The sequence below is a fragment of the Providencia sp. PROV182 genome (assembly GCF_028480325.1).
In the GTDB taxonomy this organism is placed as follows: Bacteria; Pseudomonadota; Gammaproteobacteria; order Enterobacterales; family Enterobacteriaceae; genus Providencia; species Providencia hangzhouensis.
In genome coordinates, this window is the sequence record NZ_JAMPOL010000004.1 from 1 (window position 1) to 18,586 (window position 18,586).

Annotated in this window: 17 protein-coding genes; 14 read left to right on the forward strand and 3 right to left on the reverse strand. The window is 40.5% G+C overall.

The window, feature by feature from the left end; all coding sequences use genetic code 11:
- Positions 1-471 precede the first annotated feature (471 nt).
- The 5 genes from PR834_RS02900 to megL all read left to right on the forward strand — a co-directional run bounded on the left by PR834_RS02900 (position 472) and on the right by megL (position 4,932).
- A complete protein-coding gene (locus PR834_RS02900) occupies positions 472-1,263 on the forward strand; it encodes an endonuclease/exonuclease/phosphatase family protein (RefSeq protein ID WP_036958303.1) in 792 nt (263 codons plus the stop codon).
- Positions 1,264-1,322: 59 nt separating this feature from the next.
- Positions 1,323-1,904, forward strand: coding sequence for a DUF1287 domain-containing protein (locus PR834_RS02905; RefSeq protein ID WP_272536413.1), 582 nt, complete (start codon positions 1,323-1,325; stop codon positions 1,902-1,904).
- Between the two features lie 216 nt (positions 1,905-2,120).
- On the forward strand, positions 2,121-3,308 hold the full coding sequence (locus tag PR834_RS02910; protein WP_096865156.1) for an NAD(P)/FAD-dependent oxidoreductase: 1,188 nt from the start codon (positions 2,121-2,123) through the stop codon (positions 3,306-3,308).
- 13 nt (positions 3,309-3,321) lie between these two features.
- Positions 3,322-3,708 carry a hypothetical protein gene (locus tag PR834_RS02915; protein ID WP_272536414.1) on the forward strand — a complete coding sequence of 129 codons (387 nt, stop codon included), beginning with the start codon at positions 3,322-3,324 and terminating at the stop codon, positions 3,706-3,708.
- A gap of 21 nt (positions 3,709-3,729) precedes the next feature.
- Positions 3,730-4,932 (forward strand): methionine gamma-lyase, encoded by a 1,203-nt coding sequence (gene megL, locus PR834_RS02920; RefSeq protein ID WP_096865138.1) that lies wholly within the window; start codon positions 3,730-3,732, stop codon positions 4,930-4,932.
- A 76-nt stretch (positions 4,933-5,008) separates the two neighbouring features.
- On the opposite strand, the gene PR834_RS02925 is transcribed toward megL, so the two are convergent.
- Positions 5,009-6,376: an amino acid permease gene (locus PR834_RS02925; RefSeq protein WP_094960907.1), complete on the reverse strand. Its 1,368-nt coding sequence runs from the start codon at positions 6,374-6,376 to the stop codon at positions 5,009-5,011.
- 178 nt (positions 6,377-6,554) lie between these two features.
- On the opposite strand from PR834_RS02925, the gene queE reads away from it, so the two are divergent.
- Positions 6,555-7,226 carry a 7-carboxy-7-deazaguanine synthase QueE gene (queE, locus tag PR834_RS02930; protein ID WP_110592300.1) on the forward strand — a complete coding sequence of 224 codons (672 nt, stop codon included), beginning with the start codon at positions 6,555-6,557 and terminating at the stop codon, positions 7,224-7,226.
- A gap of 65 nt (positions 7,227-7,291) precedes the next feature.
- Here the strand turns inward: queE and PR834_RS02935 are convergent, their stop codons facing one another.
- Together PR834_RS02935 and queD are read right to left on the reverse strand one after the other, a co-directional pair.
- Positions 7,292-7,909 (reverse strand): YagU family protein, encoded by a 618-nt coding sequence (locus PR834_RS02935; RefSeq protein ID WP_004260761.1) that lies wholly within the window; start codon positions 7,907-7,909, stop codon positions 7,292-7,294.
- A 280-nt stretch (positions 7,910-8,189) separates the two neighbouring features.
- On the reverse strand, positions 8,190-8,555 hold the full coding sequence (gene queD / locus PR834_RS02940; protein WP_004913900.1) for a 6-carboxytetrahydropterin synthase QueD: 366 nt from the start codon (positions 8,553-8,555) through the stop codon (positions 8,190-8,192).
- A gap of 343 nt (positions 8,556-8,898) precedes the next feature.
- Here queD and cysJ point away from each other — a divergent pair, with 343 nt between their 5' ends.
- The 8 genes from cysJ (at position 8,899) to ftsB (ending at position 18,569) form a co-directional block, all read left to right on the forward strand.
- Positions 8,899-10,704, forward strand: a complete 1,806-nt coding sequence (cysJ, locus tag PR834_RS02945) for an NADPH-dependent assimilatory sulfite reductase flavoprotein subunit (RefSeq protein WP_004260754.1) — start codon at positions 8,899-8,901, stop codon at positions 10,702-10,704.
- Entirely contained in the window at positions 10,704-12,437 is a 1,734-nt protein-coding gene (gene cysI / locus PR834_RS02950) for an assimilatory sulfite reductase (NADPH) hemoprotein subunit (protein ID WP_272536415.1), read from the forward strand. Before cysJ ends, cysI begins: the two co-directional genes overlap by 1 nt.
- Positions 12,434-13,168 (forward strand): phosphoadenosine phosphosulfate reductase, encoded by a 735-nt coding sequence (gene cysH, locus PR834_RS02955; RefSeq protein WP_272536416.1) that lies wholly within the window; start codon positions 12,434-12,436, stop codon positions 13,166-13,168. Before cysI ends, cysH begins: the two co-directional genes overlap by 4 nt.
- A 525-nt stretch (positions 13,169-13,693) precedes the next feature.
- Positions 13,694-15,106, forward strand: a complete 1,413-nt coding sequence (gene cysG, locus PR834_RS02960) for a siroheme synthase CysG (RefSeq protein WP_272536417.1) — start codon at positions 13,694-13,696, stop codon at positions 15,104-15,106.
- A 13-nt stretch (positions 15,107-15,119) separates the two neighbouring features.
- Positions 15,120-16,028, forward strand: a complete 909-nt coding sequence (gene cysD, locus PR834_RS02965; RefSeq protein ID WP_004260743.1) for a sulfate adenylyltransferase subunit CysD — start codon at positions 15,120-15,122, stop codon at positions 16,026-16,028.
- A gap of 36 nt (positions 16,029-16,064) precedes the next feature.
- Positions 16,065-17,507 carry a sulfate adenylyltransferase subunit CysN gene (cysN, locus tag PR834_RS02970; RefSeq protein WP_196725302.1) on the forward strand — a complete coding sequence of 481 codons (1,443 nt, stop codon included), beginning with the start codon at positions 16,065-16,067 and terminating at the stop codon, positions 17,505-17,507.
- Between the two features lie 5 nt (positions 17,508-17,512).
- The gene (gene cysC, locus PR834_RS02975) at positions 17,513-18,121 is read left to right on the forward strand and encodes an adenylyl-sulfate kinase (protein WP_153673125.1); all 609 of its coding nucleotides are present in this window, start codon (positions 17,513-17,515) and stop codon (positions 18,119-18,121) included.
- A 160-nt stretch (positions 18,122-18,281) separates the two neighbouring features.
- Positions 18,282-18,569 carry a cell division protein FtsB gene (gene ftsB, locus PR834_RS02980; protein WP_004260736.1) on the forward strand — a complete coding sequence of 96 codons (288 nt, stop codon included), beginning with the start codon at positions 18,282-18,284 and terminating at the stop codon, positions 18,567-18,569.
- Positions 18,570-18,586 lie beyond the last annotated feature (17 nt).

Consider the following 18,586-nt stretch of genomic DNA (forward strand, 5'->3'; position numbering starts at 1 on the left):
CCAAAGTAGTCAGTAACAACTCACTTGTTGAAAGGGATGTTGGCTGCTAGTGATGGTGAGATGGCAGGAGTTAGGAGAAGTAATGGAGGGGGAGCGGTTGTATTGGTGCGCTGAATGGATATTGTGGATGCAAAGAGTGAGTAACAACTCATAGATTGTTTAGGGTAGCGAAATTTTAATAAAATCAAATAAATATTGTGGGTTGGGTGTTTCCCCATCACGGTGATGAATGATACCGCTTAGGTGGGGTGCCTAACATACTTATCATTTCAAAGGGAGAAGTAAAAGAAGGCATGGAGCATTACCTCTTTATAGATAGCGCTAATGAAAAACTTAAAGACCCTAGGGTTAAGATGGCAGTTACATTAAATTTGATAAGCTATAACACCTCAAATTTGATATACTACCCACAGTAACTAATCAAAAAGTGTAAGATTTTCATTATTTTTCTGTGATATAGGGACTTCAAATTTGGCGAAAAGAACCTATTCTGTTCGGTATATTGCAGGTGAGCCCGCTAAACGTATTCAGCCCATGCCTGTACATATGTTAGGAGAATCACTTCCAATAGGTTTACCGCTATTTGCTGCGGGTGAAACTCTTGATGTGGTTACATGGAACATTTATAAGCAGCAGCGTCCAAATTGGAAATATACACTTAATGAGTTAGTGAAAGATAGAAAACTTATTTTGTTGCAAGAAGCTCAAATGTCACCTGAGCTAATATCTTTTGCTGCATCACACAAATTAATTGCTGACCAAGTACCTGCATTACCTTTTTCTCCTCATCCCGCTGGTGTGATGACGCTTGCAGCTTCACACCCAATATATTGCTGTCCTTTAAGAGAAAAAGAACCACTTTTACGGTTAGCTAAATCTGCGTTGATTACGGTATATCCCCTACCAAATGGAAAACATTTGATGGTAGCGAATGTTCATGCAATTAATTTCAGTTTTGGAGTAGATGTTTATACTCGGCAACTAAGTAAATTAGGTGTTCATATTGCTAAACATGTAGGGCCAGTAATCCTAGCAGGTGATTTTAATGCATGGAGTAGACAGCGTGTGAATGCGTTGAAACGATTTATTCGCAGTGTAGGCTTGAAAGAAATTGTATTTAGTGATGATTACCGTACTAAGGCTTTTGGTCGTCCTTTGGATTACGTGTTTTATCGTGGATTGAACGTTAAAGATAGCACTGTACTACCGACAGATGCTTCTGATCATAACCCTATTATGACCAAATTTACGCTTTCTAAGTAATTAAGATTATCTCCCTTATTTTCCCTCGTATTTAATTGTAGATTCGATGAACTACTTGTATGGGGAATATCAGATTGAAATCATCGTTTTTATACATTCTTTTCTTTTTTGCACAAATAGCTAATGGGTCTAGCTTATTGTTGGCAAAACATGCTGAACAGTTGCCTAGTTTAGTTATTTATGACTCATCTTATCGACAAATTTCTTATCCAAATGGTGATGTGCCCGAACAATATGGTGTCTGTTCTGATGTAGTTATACGAAGCTACCGAAAAATTGGTATTGATTTACAAAAATTAGTACATGAAGACATGAAAGCAAACTTTAGTCAATATCCCAGCCAACGTATATGGGGATTACGTAAGCCAGATACAAATATTGATCATCGTCGTGTACCTAATTTAGAGGCTTTTTTCTCGCGAAAAGGGAAAAAAAAGCCTATATCAAAGAATGCCAGTGATTATATTCCCGGCGATATTGTCTCTTGGCGTTTAGATAATGGTCGGCCACATATCGGTGTTGTAACTTCGATAAAGTCACCAAGTACACAAAGTTATTTAGTTATGCACAATATTGGATATGGCCAAGTTGCTGAAGATGTTTTATTTCGTTGGGATATTGTTGGACATTATTCTTATTAAGTGAAATGGTTTTTATATAATATAATTTCCTAGATTATAATTTTAAAAATTAACTTACTCAAGAGGTTTTATATATGTAAGTGATTAGTTTTAATTGTTGTTTTTAAAATTATATTCTAATTATTGTATTAGCATTAATTCACTATGAACTATATTTATAACAGATAGGTGGTATGTCGTATAGAATTTAATTATATATAAATGGTGGTTAATGTTATGAAAAATATAGTTATTGTTGGCGGTGGAACGGGTGGGACGATGCTAGCAAATACACTTGCTAGAAAATTGAGTAGAGAAATTTTTTCGAAGAAAATAAAAATAACATTAATTACTGATAATCCAATCCATTATTATAAACCTGCATTTATGTATGTTGCTTTTAATTTATTTTTTAAGGATGAACTGAGTCGCCCTGAAAGAGAATTGCTAAGACCTGAAATAGAGTTAGCCATTGATAAAATAGAGCATTTTGATTTTAAAAATAAAGCGCTAAACTCTAAGCATGGAAAAAAATATAACTATGATTTTCTTGTGATTGCAACAGGTTGCATACCTAAACCTGAGCGAATTGAAGGTTTAAAAGATATCGGTAACCACTTTTATGCATATGAAGCATCGAGAAAGCTAGCAGATCAACTTGCTAAGATTGAAAAAGGTCGAATTTTTATTACGGTATCATTCCCTGAAACGCCAAATGTACCCCATCAGTGTGGCATCGCGCCGATGGAAACAACATTAATGATTGATGAATTTTTACGTAAACGTCGAGTTAGGGATAGTATTGAAATCGTTTATACCTATCCAACAGTTTCACAATTATTGCGTAACTGTTTATTCATGCAACAACCTGTTTGTGAAGTTATTCCTGAAGTATTTACTGCTAAAAATATTAAAGCTCAGAGAGGGTTTACTTTAGATAAAGTTGATCCAGATAAAAAAATAGCTTATTCGAAAGAAGGTGATGAGCAAAATTTCGACTTATTGATTAGCACTCCGCCAATTACCGCGGTTGAGGCAGTTATTAATACCGGATTAAGTGAGCATAATAATGGTGAAGGTTGGTTACCTACCGATCATGAAACTATGCAAGTTTATGGTGTTGATGGCGTTTATGTTATAGGTGATACCGTTGATTTACCGATCAGTAAAGCAGGTGGAAGCTGTCATAATCAGGCTGCAATTATAGCTGATAATATCTGCGGAGAATTAATTTATGGTTATCCGGCAGCTATCTATGATGGGCGAGTTCAAGCTGTTGCTCAAATGGGATTAACTGCAGGGATGCCTTTACAATACGATTATAAACACGATGTTATTCCTACGCCTCCGACTAAATTAGGGGGATTACTAAGAAATGGCTTTAATAGAGGTATTTATTGGGCTGCTATTCGTGGCTTAGTTTAAGGAGGAAATCAAAATGTCTAATAATGAAAATCAAAGTAAACTAATTGAACTTCTTAATTCTGAGTCGGGTGATCATTTCGCAGACAAATTAGCACCGCTATTACAATTGAATCGTTTAGATAATATTGTTGATTTACTTTCTCTAATTTCTGACCTTATTGACATTACTGATAATAGCACGGTAGAAAAACTGGTAAACTCATTTGAGGATATTCTAGCGCCAGTCTGGGAATTCGGCACTGCATATAATATGGCTAAAATGGAGGAAATATATAATAGTAAAAATCCAAATTTTCGTTCGGTGTATGCTTTATTAAAAGATCCAAATACATTACGTGGAATTAGTACCGTTTTACGAACCTTGCAAATAATGGGTTCTCGATTGTCTTCCCCCCAATAGGGATAATATTTCGGAGGTGGTATGATATTAGATAGACTGTATTCTTTTGATACGCGTGTGATACATAATTACTATGATGCAGCCGAAAATTTAGGATCACTAGCTTCTCCTATTTATCAAACGTCAACTTACGTATTTGATAGTGTTGAAGAAGGTGCCGCTTGTTTTAGCGGTGAATCGGATGGGTATATTTATACACGAATAAATAACCCAACATTAAGTTTGTTGGAAAAGCGGCTTGCTGATTTAGAAGAGGGGGATGCCGCAATTGTATTTTCTTCAGGGATGGGGGCAATAACATCGACTCTTTGGACCTTACTAAGCCCAGGAGATGAGCTGTTAGTTGATATGACGGTTTATGGCTGTACATATGCATTCTTTCATCATGGGTTAGCTCGATTTGGTGTCAAAGTTCGTCACATTGATATGAGTGACCCAAATAATGTGGCACAGGAACTCACTGAAAAAACAAAGATGATATTTTTCGAATCACCTGCAAACCCAAATATGCGCTTAGTTGATATTAATGCTGTAAGCAATATCGTTCATCAATATAACCTTGCAAATAACCAAGAAATATTGGTGACAGTAGATAATACCTATTGTACTCCTTACATTCAAAAACCACTTGAGCTTGGGGCGGATATTGTTGTTCATTCATTAACGAAATATATGAATGGGCATGGTGATGTGATGGCTGGCGCTGTTATAACAACTGAGGAATTAGCGAAGCAAATCAGATTGGTTGGGCTGAAGGATATGACTGGAGCATGTTTATCCCCTCATGATGCAAACCTGATATTGCGAGGAATGAAAACACTGCCAATCAGAATGGAAAGAGTGGTTGAGAATGCACAGAAAGTTGCGGAATATTTGGCCTCACTATCTGAAGTTTCTCAAGTGATGTATCCGGGTTTACCGAGTTTTCCTCAATACACATTAGCTCAAAGGCAAATGAAGCTGCCTGGAGGGATGATTGCTTTTGAACTTGGAGGGGGACTTGAGGCGGGTAAGCAGTTTCTGAACCGTTTACAGCTATTTTCTTGTGCGGTTAGCTTAGGTGATTGTGAGTCATTGGCCCAGCACCCTGCAAGTATGACCCATTCTACTTACACTGCTGAGGAACGAAAACAGTATGGGATTAGTGATGGGCTTATTCGTTTGTCAGTTGGGTTAGAAAGCGCTAATGATTTGATTGCCGATATTAAGCAGGCGCTCATTTGATACCAAAATAGGTAACAAAAGGCCCTATATCATATAAATATAGGGCCTAAATTTACTTTACGAATGCTTTAGTCGATTAAGGTTTTTGAAATTTACGCATGACAAAGAAGGTGACGCTCAATATAGCGACCCATGCAAACCCGACGAGAAGGGCAACTTGTGTATCTTTAAAGAAGCCAAGTAGCGCGATAACAAAGACCATAAATGCGATAGTAATTGCAGGGCCAATTGGCCAGAACGGTACAGGGAATTTGAGTTTTTTAACCTCTTCAGGGCTCATTTGGCGGCGCATTGCGACATGAGAAAGTAGTATCATTAACCAGACCCAAACGGTCGCAAAGGTTGCGATTGACGCAATAATCACAAAGATTTTTTCTGGAAGTAGGTAGTTTAAATAAACGCCCAGTAACATGACAACAGACATCACCAGTACAGTGACCCAAGGCACCCCACTTTTCGTCAACTTGGTAAAGACTTTTGGTGCTTGTTTGTCTTGTGCCATACCATACATCATGCGACCAGCACCGAAAATATCACTATTGATAGCTGAAATTGCCGCAGTGATCACCACGATATTTAAGATATTTGCCGCTGATTGAATGCCTAAGCTATCAAAAATTTGGACGAATGGACTGCCATTTTGACCAATTTGATTCCACGGATAGATACACATCAGAATAAAAAGAGTTAAGCCATAGAATAATAAAATACGAATGGGTACCGCATTGATTGCTTTAGGAATAGTTTTCTCTGGGTTTTGCGCTTCACTGGCGGTAATACCGATCACTTCGATACCCCCAAAGGCGAACATTACGATAGCTAAGGACGCGATAACGCCTTCAATGCCGTTTGGCATAAAGCCACCGTGTTCCCATAGATTTTGGATACCCACCGCATGGTCAGTTTCTTGGCCGAAGCCGTAGAACATTAAGAAGGCTCCACCAACAATCATTGCGATGATTGCAGAGACTTTTACGATAGACAGCCAAAATTCCATTTCACCAAAAATTTTAACGTGGCATAAATTGAGTGCGCTAATAAATAGCACGATACTTAATACCCACACCCATTGGTCGACATGAGGGAACCAAAACCCCATGTACATCCCAAAGGCGGTAATATCAGCCAAGCAAACGACCAACATTTCAAATACGTAGTTCCAGCCAGTTAAAAAACCAGCTAAGGGACCCATGTAATGGCTAGCGTAGTGAGAGAATGAACCGGGTACTGGGTGATGCACAGCCATCTCGCCTAAGGCTCGCATGACCATAAATACAGCGGCACCACCGACCATATAAGCGAGTAGCACAGCAGGCCCTGCCGCTTGAATTGCGGAAGCAGACCCATAAAATAAGCCGGTACCAATCGCTGACCCTAAAGCCATAAAGCGAATGTGCCGAACACTCAGTCCCTTTCTGAGTTGATTTTGTTCACTACTTTGCATGTCTTTTCCTGTCTTTTTCTTCGTTCGATATATTGTTCCGAATAGGCTTTCGGTATTGTTTATTAAGTCGGACGTACTTTATTGAACCTTAAGGTGGCTACATTATCACAAACTTCCTTGTTCGTGAGATAGATATCTGCAATATAATGCGTGCTCAGCTAACTATTTTAGGAGTGATATGAAATACCCAATTAATGAAATCTTCCAAACCATTCAAGGAGAGGGGGTTTTTACTGGTGTTCCAGCCGTATTTATTCGTTTGCAGGGCTGCCCAGTTGGATGTAGCTGGTGTGATACCAAACAAACATGGGAAAAAGAACAAGATAAAGAATCTACCCTAGGGGATATCGCACTTAAAACGATTGATTCAGATGCATGGGCTATGGCAGATAGTGAGGCATTGGTTCAATTAATGAAAGAAAAACACTTCAGCGCACAGCATATTGTTATTACAGGCGGTGAGCCCTGTATTTATGATTTACAGCCACTGACTGGGATATTAGAACAACATGGATATCAATGCCAAATTGAAACTAGCGGCACATACCCTATTCAATGCACTGATAACACATGGGTTACTGTATCACCAAAAGTCGGTATGAAAGGAGGACTGCAGGTGATCAGCCAAGCAGTAAATCGTGCCAATGAAATTAAACATCCTGTTGCTCGCGAGAAAGATATTGAAGCACTTGAGAAAATTTTAGCATTGCGTACTGTCGAAACGCCTCCAGTAGTGGCATTACAGCCAATCAGCCAAAAAGCGGCAGCAACAAAATTGTGTATTGAAACCTGTATTCAACGCAACTGGCGTTTATCAATTCAAACACATAAGTATTTGGATATTCAATAATAAAAAATAGCGATGGTTTTTAGTAACCCCCAAGAGTTGGAAAATACTCATTGGGGGCCTTTAAATTACCTAAATGGTTGGTTTAATGGTACTTCAGGATCTGGCTCATGAGTAATACGGTTACGCAAGTCACGGCGAATAATTTCAATAGACCAAAACCAAATTAAATGGCCAAATATTTCTGAAACATTCTCATACCATGGTAGGTCGAAGAGTGGAGGGGTGAGCCCCATAAGAGGGAAAGAAATCATATGGACAAATAATTGCGCCAGTGCACCCGCTAACAACCCTTGCCATAGCTTAATTTTAGGGAATACTTCAGCAACAATACAATATCCGACAGCAAATACGATAGAAAATATGATGTGAGTAACACCCACAGAGTTAAAAACGTGCCCAGCAAAGGTGTAAACTGCAGAGTTAGGGTCGGCAATTCCTAACCAATCCCTTAAGAAAATATAAGGTGGGTTGAGGAAGTTACGTGAGCAGTCAATTTGTTCTGCTGCACGGATCAGCGTTTCTGGCGAACAAGCTGCGTTGAACATATCCGTTGGGCTTCTTGGTGGTAATGGGACTTCAGCCCCCCATTTGACAAACGAAGAGACGATACCAGCGATTAGACCAATAAATGCGGCCAGTCCATAACGCCTTCTGGATTTTGGTGTTTGTTGAAATAAATGCATTTTCCCTGCCTTATTAAGAGTAAATAATGGTAAATAATAGATCAGGTTATAATTTAATGCACTATGTCAAATTAAAGTTTTTATATCCTTAATTTCAAGGGGGGAATGTCAGCCACTGATTGCTTTTTGCCCCTCATTTATTTTCAAAATCTATTAGGCTTGCCGCCTGAGGTGCTTGTGTCCCTATATTATATTTCTATATTTATGAATGTTATTTTGCCCAGCTATCAAAATGGCTGCGTAAAATAACATATACATTATATTTGTAGCACTTGTACTTTTAAGCTTCTCCGCGATAGACGCAACCTGCATTGCAGGTTTCTTTTACGGTAACCGCACTTAATAAGGGTAGTAAAGGCTTAGTTTGTTGCCAAATCCACTGCGCTAATACCTCACTGGTTGGGTTTTCTAACCCTTCGATATCATTTAAATAATGATGGTCTAAGCGTTCCCAAATAGGTTTAAACGCGGCTTTTACATCGGAAAAATCAATAATCCAACCACTATGGGAGTCGACTTCACCAGTAATTTCTAAACGCACCATGAAAGAATGCCCATGGAGGCGGCCACACTTATGGCCCTCTGGGACATGAGGTAATTTGTGGGCAGCTTCGAAAGTGAAATCTTTATAGATTGTTGTGCTCATATGTGGCTCCTTGTTATGAATAAACAGCGTATTGTACTGCATTTTTAGGTGAAAATATCTTTAATTACTAAAATAGCGTTAACCGCTTTTATCAATATGATCCATCAGTTAATTGCTTTAGGCTTTTTAGTTATTAATTATGGCTATCGTTTCTTATCCCATTATCTAGGGTTGTTATAACCTAACTGCATACCCTATATGTTTCAGGTACTGCGGTATTTTTTGCTTTATTACCTTAATTATTTGGGTGAATGAGCAAGTGTCAGGTTGTCGGTCTTTTCTGGGGTAATGACATGGCGTCGTTTTTAAAATCAAAGATGAATAACACTGGGGTTACAAGATAATGACAAAAAAACAGCCGCCATTAGCGGCGCTGCCAATATCTGTTGAGCAATTAGCACGTTTACAGACGGCCGTTGATGATTTTTCATCCCATCAACTCGCATGGCTTTCTGGTTATTTGTGGGGAATAGTAAATCAGAATACGCAAGTTGATGCATCTGTCAGTGCGCCTGTGGTTACCCAAGATACGGTCACAATCATCTCTGCATCACAGACAGGAAATGCACGCCGCCTATCAGAGCAGCTTAGAGAGCGTTTAGTCGGTGAAAAAATTAGTGTGAATTTAGTGAATGCAGGGGATTATAAATTCAAACAAATTAACCAAGAGAAAGTGTTAGTTGTTGTAGCCTCAACGCAGGGTGAAGGGGAGCCAGCTGAAGAAGCGGTTGCATTATACAAATATCTTCATTCTAAAAAAGCGCCAAATTTATCACAAACCAGTTATGCGGTTTTTGCGCTGGGGGATTCATCTTACGAAAAATTCTGTCAAGCAGGTAAAGATTTCGATTCACAGCTTGCATCATTAGGGGCGACGTCATTAACCGAGCGAATTGATGCGGATGTTGAATACCAAGGGATTGCGGATGAGTGGGTTGAAAGCCTCACTCAGATTTTAAAAGCTCGCGTTCCTGCTCAAAGTGATAGCCAATTATTGGTGACTCAAGCAGGAAGTGTGAATGAAATTCATTCATCACCTTATAGTAAAACTGCGCCATTAACTGCGTCACTTCTTAGCAATCAAAAGATCACCAGTCGGGACTCACAAAAAGATGTTCGCCATATTGAAATTGATCTCGGTGACTCTGGTTTACGTTATCAACCTGGTGATGCACTAGGTGTTTGGTTCGATAATGACCCTGCTTTAGTTGATGAGCTGGTGGCTTTGTTGTGGCTGCAAGGTGATGAAGAAGTCTTTATTGGTTCGCAGCGCCACTCATTACGTGATGCGCTGATTTATCAATTAGAACTGACACAAAATACTCCAGTGATTGTCGAAAAATATGCTCAGTTATCAAAAGACGATGCACTATTGTCATTAATTAGCGATAAAGCCGCTATTTTGCACTACGCACAAAATACGCCAATCGTCGATATGGTACGCCAAGCGGCATCTCAGCCTACTGCCCAAGAATTTGTTGACCTACTGCGTCCGCTAACCCCTCGTTTGTACTCGATTTCTTCTTCCCAATCTGAAGTAGAAAATGAAGTTCATGCAACGGTTGGCGTTGTCCGCTATGAGATTGATGGTAAGGCGCGTACTGGTGGTGCGTCAGGTTTCTTAGCCGATCGCTTAAATGAGGATGATGAACTTCGTATATTCATTGAGCACAATGATAATTTTCGACTGCCACAAGACCCAAATACGCCTGTGATCATGATTGGCCCAGGTACAGGGATAGCGCCATTTCGTGCTTTCTTACAGCAGCGTGACAATGACGGTGCGACAGGAAAAAATTGGTTATTTTTTGGTAATCCACATTTTGTTGATGACTTTCTCTACCAAGTGGAATGGCAGCGTTATGTCAAAGACGGTTTACTAACCCATATTTCATTAGCGTGGTCTCGCGACCAGCAAGAAAAAATTTACGTACAAGATAAACTTCGCGAACAAGGTGAAGAAGTTTGGCAATGGTTACAAGAAGGTGCGCACATCTATGTGTGTGGTGATGCAAACCGCATGGCCAAAGATGTTGAACAGGCATTATTAGATATCGTCAGTCAATATGGGAACATGGACAGTGAAGAAGCTGATGAATTTTTAAGTGAGCTGCGCGTAATGCGCCGTTATCAGAGGGATGTTTATTAATGAGCAATGAACAACAACAAAAGCCCTTAATTGTCGAAGGTAAACTCGCAGACAGTGAACGCATGAAGCAAGACAGTAATTACTTGCGTGGAACCATTAAGGATGACTTAAAAAATGGGTTAACGGGGGGATTTGAGGGTGATAATTTCCTGTTGATTCGCTTTCACGGTATGTACCAACAAGATGACCGTGATATTCGTGCCGAGCGAGCGGAACAAAAACTCGAGCCTCGCCATGCAATGATGCTACGTTGTCGTTTGCCGGGCGGCATTATTACACCCAAGCAATGGCTTGATATTGATAAGTTTGCCACAGAGCACACGCTGTATGGCAGTGTGCGCATTACGAATCGGCAAACATTTCAGTTCCATGGCATTTTAAAAGGGGATGTAAAGCCTGCCCATCAAATGTTAAGTCACGTTGGTTTAGATGCCCTTGCAACGGCGAATGACGTTAACCGTAACGTGTTATGTACCTCTAACCCCGTGCAATCTGAATTGCACCAACAAGCTTATGAATGGGCAAAGAAAATATCTGAACATTTATTACCGCGCACTAGTGCTTACGCGGAAATTTGGTTAGATAAAGAAAAAATAGTGACAACGGATGAAGAGCCAATTTTAGGGCAAACTTATTTGCCAAGAAAATTTAAAACCTCTGTCGTGATCCCGCCATTAAACGATGTGGATTTGCATGCAAATGATATGAACTTTGTTGCGATAGCCCAAAATGGTGAGTTGATCGGTTTTAACGTGCTGGTGGGCGGTGGCCTTGCTATGACTCATGGTGATACGGCGACATTTCCTCGCTTAGCCAGTGAGTTTGGGTTTATTCCATTAGAGAAAACGTTAGCCATTGCAGAAGCGATAGTGACTACCCAACGGGATTGGGGAAATCGTACTGAACGTAAAAATGCGAAAACCAAATATACCCTTGAGCGAGTGGGAGTTGATACTTTCAAAGCTGAAGTCGAAAGGCGCTCAGGCGTAGTTTTCGAACCTATTCGCCCATATGAATTTACTGAACGCGGTGACAAGATTGGCTGGCTTAAAGGCATTGATAACCGTTGGCACCTAACATTGTTTATTGAAAATGGTCGATTAATTGATTTAGAAAATAAACTATTAAAAACCGGCGTGGCTGAAATTGCACGTATTCACCAAGGGGACTTTCGTTTAACGGCAAACCAAAACTTAATTGTTGCGGGTGTGCCCGAAAGTGAAAAAGCGGCAATTGAAGCAATTGCCAGATCTCATGGGTTAATGAGTGATGACATTACGGCACAACGTGAAAATTCCATGGCTTGTGTATCATTTCCAACTTGCCCGCTCGCGATGGCGGAAGCCGAACGCTTTTTACCTGAATTTATTAGTCAGGTGGAAAGTATTATGGCCTCTCATCAAGTGGCCAATGAACATATCGTTTTGCGGATAACGGGTTGCCCTAATGGCTGTGGGCGAGCGATGTTGGCAGAGGTTGGGCTGGTCGGTAAAGCTATTGATAGATATAACTTACATTTAGGTGGAAATCGCATTGGTACTCGTATTCCACGCATGTATCGTGAAAATATTAGCAGTGCGGAAATTCTAACCATTTTAGATGAATTAATCGGTGACTGGGCAAAGGCACGCTTGCCTGACGAAGGGTTTGGCGATTTTCTTATTCGCACCAATGTCGTAAAACCGGTATTGAATTCAGCCATCGATTTTTATGAGGTAAAGGAGGCGGTATGAGTCGACTTGAGCTAGCAACACTCACCGCACTCGATAAGCCCCAACAAGTCGCTTATCTCGCGGAGTTTAATTCCCAGTTAGAAGCTATGAATGCATTGCAACGGGTTGAGTGGGCGATTGAATATTTACCCGCAGAGTTTGTGTTGTCTTCCAGCTTTGGTATCCAAGCGGCACTAACATTGCATATGGTGACGCAAATTGTGCCTAATATCCCAGTTATTTTAACGGATACTGGTTATTTGTTCCCAGAAACCTATCAGTTTATTGAAGTGTTAACAGATAAGCTGAATTTAAATTTGCAGGTGTATCGAGCCAAACAGTCACCAGCTTGGCAAGAAGCGCTGTATGGTCAACTTTGGACACAAGGGCTTGATGGTATTGAGCGTTATAACCAATTGAATAAAGTTGAGCCGATGGAGCGCGCGTTACATGAATTACAAGCACAAACCTGGTTTTCTGGTTTACGGCGAGAACAATCAGCAAGCCGTGCAAATTTGTCTGTACTAGGTATCGGGAAAGGGATTTTTAAAGTTTTACCAGTGATTGATTGGAATAATAAGCAAGTTTATGAATATCTAACAAAATATGATTTACCCTACCATCCGTTGTGGGAACAAGGGTATTTATCGGTTGGCGATACCCATACAACTCGCAAATGGGAAGAGGGTATGAATGAAGAAGATACGCGTTTTTTTGGTTTAAAGAGGGAGTGCGGGCTTCATGAAAACTAAATATTCGTCATAATTCAATCTGCAGCGCTGTTGGCTACGCGCACTCGCACTAGTCACATACTGGTGTATGCTCCTAGCGACTCATTTACTTGCCGCCTAGCTGCAACTTGAATTATTTAGAATATTGATTAGGTCATAATTCAATCTGCAGCGTTGTTGGCTACGCGCTATTCGAATAATTTAGAGTGTTGATTAGTCATGTTTCACGTTATGACTTGAGTTTAAAATATAAATAATTACAAATTTAATAAAATATTTGTTTAATTACAAAGGGATACTTTTTATTAAAAATAAGTATCTCTTATTTTTCCCTTATTTTTAATTTTCTTATAAATATTATAAGTTTGCGTTAAGTGTTGTGTTTTTTTCGATATTAGCGGGTTTTAATTGCTTTTATACAAATTTTGGGGCTTATGCTTTTCAGTTACAAGAAAGAGCTTTTTGTCATTTCAAACCTATTACGTGAAGCCATATAGTCAATTGTCTATTTCTTATAATAAGTTTATATAACGATGGGTGAGCAAGATGGATTATTTACCATTATTTGTCGATGTCCGCACGCGAAAGGTCGTGTTAATTGGCGGCGGTGTGGTCGCAGCACGAAAAGCAGAATTGCTAATAAAAGCACAAGCTGACTTAGTGGTCATCTCACCGACGTTATGTACACAGTTACAAGCTGAACACCAACAAAATAAATTTGTTTGGTTAGCTGAAGATTACCAATCCATTCATTTAGATGATGCTTTTTTAGTTATCGCAGCAACAGATGATGCATTACTGAATGAAACGGTTTTCTATGACGCCAATGAACGAAAAATATTTGTTAACGTGGTTGATGACCAACCATTATGTTCATTTATTGTGCCTTCTATTATCGATCGCTCGCCAGTGATTGTGGCGATCTCTTCAGGGGGGGCTGCGCCTGTATTAGCACGTTTACTCAGAGAAAAATTGGAAACGATGTTGCCAACTTCTTTGGGGAAAATGGCGGAAATAGCCGGCCGCTGGCGTCATAAAGTCAAAGAAACACTTACTAATATGCGTGAAAGAAAACGTTTTTGGGAAAAAAGTTTTAGTGGGCGTTTTGCCTCTTTAGTAGAAAAAGGGCAATTCAGTGAAGCGGAACAACAATTGGAACGTCAATTGTATGAGCCTGATAACCATGGCGAATTAATCTTAGTCGGTGCTGGGCCGGGTGATGCGGGGCTACTCACGTTAAAAGGGTTGCGAGTTTTACAAAGTGCAGAAGTGGTTTTGTATGACCATCTGGTGAGTGAGGAAATCCTCGAGTTAGTTCGCCGCGACGCTGACAAGATTTGTGTTGGGAAACGCGCAGGAAATCACAGTGTTTCCCAAGAAGAAACCAATGCTTTAATCGTGAAATTTGCTCAACAAGGTAAAAAAGTGGTGCGCCTTAAAGGTGGTGATCCTTTTGTTTTCGGGCGAGGAGGGGAAGAGCTACAAGTGGCGGCGCAAGCGGGGATCCCATTTCAAGTGGTTCCGGGTGTGACTGCAGCAATTGGTGCAGCCGCTTACGCAGGAGTTCCGCTGACTCACCGTGAACATTCACAAAGCATTACGTTTATTACGGGTCATTGCCGTGAAAATGGGATGGAACTTGATTGGCAGGCACTTGCTCGAGGAAACCAAACCTTAGCTATCTATATGGGTACCGTGAAAGCTGCGAAAATCAGCGAACAATTGATTCAATTTGGCCGTGCTGAAAATACCCCTGTAGCGGTTATCGGCTGTGGTACAAGGCGTGAACAAAAAGTAGTAACCGGAAAACTCGATGAACTTGAAGTGTTAGCACAGCAGGCACCTGCTCCTGCTTTGATAGTGGTTGGTGAAGTCGCTGCATTACACCAACAACTCGCATGGTTTGGTTCTCAAACTGAAGATATAAGATGGCGCAGTGCCGTATTGGAACTGGCTTAAGTAAGGGGCTATCGTGAACGACAAAAAATTGACTCATTTACAGCAGTTAGAGGCAGAAAGTATTCATATCATTCGTGAAGTTGCCGCCGAATTTGCTAACCCAGTCATGCTGTACTCTATTGGTAAAGATTCTTCCGTGATGCTGCATTTAGCACGCAAGGCATTTTATCCGGGAAAACTACCATTTCCTCTTTTACATGTTGATACAGGCTGGAAATTTCGTGAAATGTACGAGTTTCGCGATGCAACTGTAGAAAAATACGGCTTTGAGCTACTTGTTTATCGTAATCCTGAAGGGGAAAAATTAGGGATTAACCCGTTTGTGCACGGCAGCGCTAAGCACACAGATATTATGAAAACCGAGGGCTTAAAGCAGGCTTTAGATAAGTACGGTTTTGATGCTGCATTTGGTGGTGCTCGTCGTGATGAAGAGAAATCACGTGCCAAAGAACGGATCTACTCTTTCCGTGACCGATCTCATCGTTGGGATCCTAAAAACCAACGGCCTGAGTTGTGGCATAACTATAATGGACAGATCAATAAAGGGGAAAGTATTCGAGTTTTCCCGTTATCAAATTGGACTGAGCTCGATATCTGGCAATATATCTATTTGGAAAATATCGATATTGTTCCCCTGTATTTTGCAAAAGAGCGGCCGGTTATTCAGCGGGACGGCACTTTGTTAATGGTGGATGATAACCGTATTGACTTACAAGCTGGTGAAGTCATTAGTCAGCAAAAAGTGCGTTTTAGAACATTAGGTTGTTGGCCACTGACCGGAGCTGTGCCATCAGAAGCACAAACGCTGCCTGAGATTATAGAAGAAATGTTGATTTCCACAACGAGTGAGCGGCAGGGGCGGCTGATTGATAGCGACCAATCCGCTTCTATGGAGTTGAAAAAGCGCCAAGGTTATTTTTAGTGGGCAAGGTGAATACGCAAAGTCAGGAGAAAAATCATGGCACAAGCCGTTTATAATGAATCAATCGCTCATCAAATCGAACAGCAAGGTGGGGTAGAACCTTACTTATTGGCGCAGCAACAAAAAGGATTATTGCGTTTTTTAACCTGTGGGAATGTGGATGATGGTAAAAGTACCTTAATCGGCCGTTTACTGCATGATACCCGCCAAATATACCAAGATCAGCTGTCAACTTTGCAAAGTGACAGTAAGCGGATAGGGACTCAAGGGGAAAAGCTTGACCTTGCTTTGCTGGTGGATGGCCTTGCTGCTGAACGTGAGCAGGGGATCACAATCGATGTGGCTTATCGTTATTTTTCAACAGAAAAACGCAAATTTATTATTGCGGACACCCCCGGTCACGAACAATATACGCGCAATATGGCGACAGGGGCATCAACTTGCTCACTTTCTATTTTGTTGATCGATGCTCGAAAAGGGGTACAGGAGCAAACACGTCGACATAGTTTTATTAGTACATTGCTTGGGATTCGCCATCTTATTGTTGCCGTCAATAAAATGGATCTGGTGGATTACAGTGAAGCCATTTTTGAAAAAATAAAACAAGATTACCAAAAGTTTGCGATGGAATTGCCTGTGGATTTAAAGGTATGGTTTGTACCTATCTCTGCCCTAGATGGCGATAACATTGTAAATTCAAGTGATAATTTTAAATGGTATCAAGGCGATACGCTATTATCGATATTGGAAAATGTTCAAGTGGAGCAAAAAGCCTCGGAGCAAGCTTTGCGTTTCCCTGTGCAATATGTGAACCGCCCAAATTTGGACTTTCGCGGATACAGCGGGACATTATCATCAGGTGTCGTGGAAGTGGGGCAAAAGGTTAAAGTGTTGCCCTCTGGCGCCATCTCAGCAATCAAAGAAATTGTGACATTTTCAGGGTTACAAGATTTCGCTGTGCCGGGGGAAGCAATTACATTAGTGCTTGAGGATGAAATTGATATCAGTCGTGGCGACTTAATTGTTGCACAAGATGAAACCTTACAAAGCACACAGCATGCATCTGTTGATGTCGTGTGGATGTCTGAGCAGCCGTTAGTTCAAGGTCAACAACTTGATATTAAAATTGCGGGAAAACGCAGTCGGGCAAAAGTAGAAAATATTCAATATCAAGTAGATATCAATAATTTAACGCAGAAAGTGGCGACAGAGCTGCCATTGAATGGTATTGGTTTAGTCGAATTTTCCTTTGATGAACCATTGTTACTGGAAAACTATCAACGCAATTCAGACACTGGCGGAATGATTTTTATTGATAGATTAACAAATGTGACCGTCGGAGCGGGTTTAGTCCGCGAAACACAAGCCCCTGTCTTTGAAAAAAATAGTAATTTTAGTGAATTTGAAATAGAGCTAAACAAATTAGTCCGCCGCCATTTCCCACATTGGGGTGCACGTGATGTTTTAGGTGGGAAATAATACGGATGACAAAAGAAAACCATATTGTTTGGCACCAACACGCGGTAACTCGCCAATTACGCGAAAGTAATAATGGCCATAAAGGTGCTGTGTTGTGGTTCACCGGGTTATCAGGTTCTGGGAAATCAACATTAGCGGGGGCAATAGAGAACCAACTTACGTCCATGGGAATGAAAACCTACTTGTTGGATGGCGATAATATTCGCCATGGTTTATGCCGTGATTTAGGATTTAGTGAGGCTGATAGACAAGAAAATATCCGTCGAGTGGGAGAGGTGGCTAAGTTAATGATCGATGCGGGGTTAATTGTTGCGACTGCCTTTATCTCACCTTTCCAATCGGATAGACAGAAAGTTCGTGACTTGTTTGAACCCGAGCAATTTTTTGAGTTGTATGTGGATACCCCCGTAAATGTTTGTGAACAGAGAGACCCTAAGGGGTTATATCAACAAGCACGAGAAGGGAAAATAAAACAATTTACTGGGATTGATTCCCCTTATGAAGTACCACAACATCCTGAGCTGCATCTGGATGGTCAACAACCTATTTCGGATTCTCTTTCCCAAATCATTGCGCTTTTATTGCGCAATCATGTCATTCAGCTAGATTATTAATACAGCTAAAATACCTCCTTTATTTTATTCGATGGTAAAATAAGGCGGTATTTTGCGTATTCAAACCCGACTTAATCTGACTTTTTATCACAATTTCAGTATCACAGTGGCGTCAATCGTTGAGTTATGGGATGATTAGCAAATCATTTCAGGGGGCAAGATGGGTAAATTAACGCTACTATTAATTGCGATATTAGCTTGGTTACAGTATTCCTTATGGTTAGGCAAAAATGGCATACACGACTACGTACAAGTCAAAGATGATGTCGCCGCTCAGGAAATTGTAAATTCGCGTTTAAAAATGCGTAATGAACAGCTATTCGCTGAAATCAACGACTTAAATGATGGCCAAGATGCGATTGAAGAACGAGCTCGAACTGAGCTTGGGATGATCAAACCAGGGGAATCATTTTATCGGATGGTTAAAGAAAGTAATAACCAGAAATAGACATAATAAAATGATGT

Bases quoted from the DNA above. Each gene is read 5' to 3' on its own strand.
- PR834_RS02905 (WP_272536413.1), top strand. From the start codon at position 1,323: ATGGGGAATATCAGATTGAAATCATCGTTTTTATACATTCTTTTCTTT.
- PR834_RS02910 (WP_096865156.1), top strand. From the start codon at position 2,121: ATGAAAAATATAGTTATTGTTGGCGGTGGAACGGGTGGGACGATGCTA.
- PR834_RS02915 (WP_272536414.1), top strand. From the start codon at position 3,322: ATGTCTAATAATGAAAATCAAAGTAAACTAATTGAACTTCTTAATTCT.
- megL (WP_096865138.1), top strand. From the start codon at position 3,730: ATGATATTAGATAGACTGTATTCTTTTGATACGCGTGTGATACATAAT.
- PR834_RS02925 (WP_094960907.1), bottom strand. From the start codon at position 6,376: ATGCAAAGTAGTGAACAAAATCAACTCAGAAAGGGACTGAGTGTTCGG.
- queE (WP_110592300.1), top strand. From the start codon at position 6,555: ATGAAATACCCAATTAATGAAATCTTCCAAACCATTCAAGGAGAGGGG.
- PR834_RS02935 (WP_004260761.1), bottom strand. From the start codon at position 7,909: ATGCATTTATTTCAACAAACACCAAAATCCAGAAGGCGTTATGGACTG.
- queD (WP_004913900.1), bottom strand. From the start codon at position 8,555: ATGAGCACAACAATCTATAAAGATTTCACTTTCGAAGCTGCCCACAAA.
- cysJ (WP_004260754.1), top strand. From the start codon at position 8,899: ATGACAAAAAAACAGCCGCCATTAGCGGCGCTGCCAATATCTGTTGAG.
- cysI (WP_272536415.1), top strand. From the start codon at position 10,704: ATGAGCAATGAACAACAACAAAAGCCCTTAATTGTCGAAGGTAAACTC.
- cysH (WP_272536416.1), top strand. From the start codon at position 12,434: ATGAGTCGACTTGAGCTAGCAACACTCACCGCACTCGATAAGCCCCAA.
- cysG (WP_272536417.1), top strand. From the start codon at position 13,694: ATGGATTATTTACCATTATTTGTCGATGTCCGCACGCGAAAGGTCGTG.
- cysN (WP_196725302.1), top strand. From the start codon at position 16,065: ATGGCACAAGCCGTTTATAATGAATCAATCGCTCATCAAATCGAACAG.
- cysC (WP_153673125.1), top strand. From the start codon at position 17,513: ATGACAAAAGAAAACCATATTGTTTGGCACCAACACGCGGTAACTCGC.
- ftsB (WP_004260736.1), top strand. From the start codon at position 18,282: ATGGGTAAATTAACGCTACTATTAATTGCGATATTAGCTTGGTTACAG.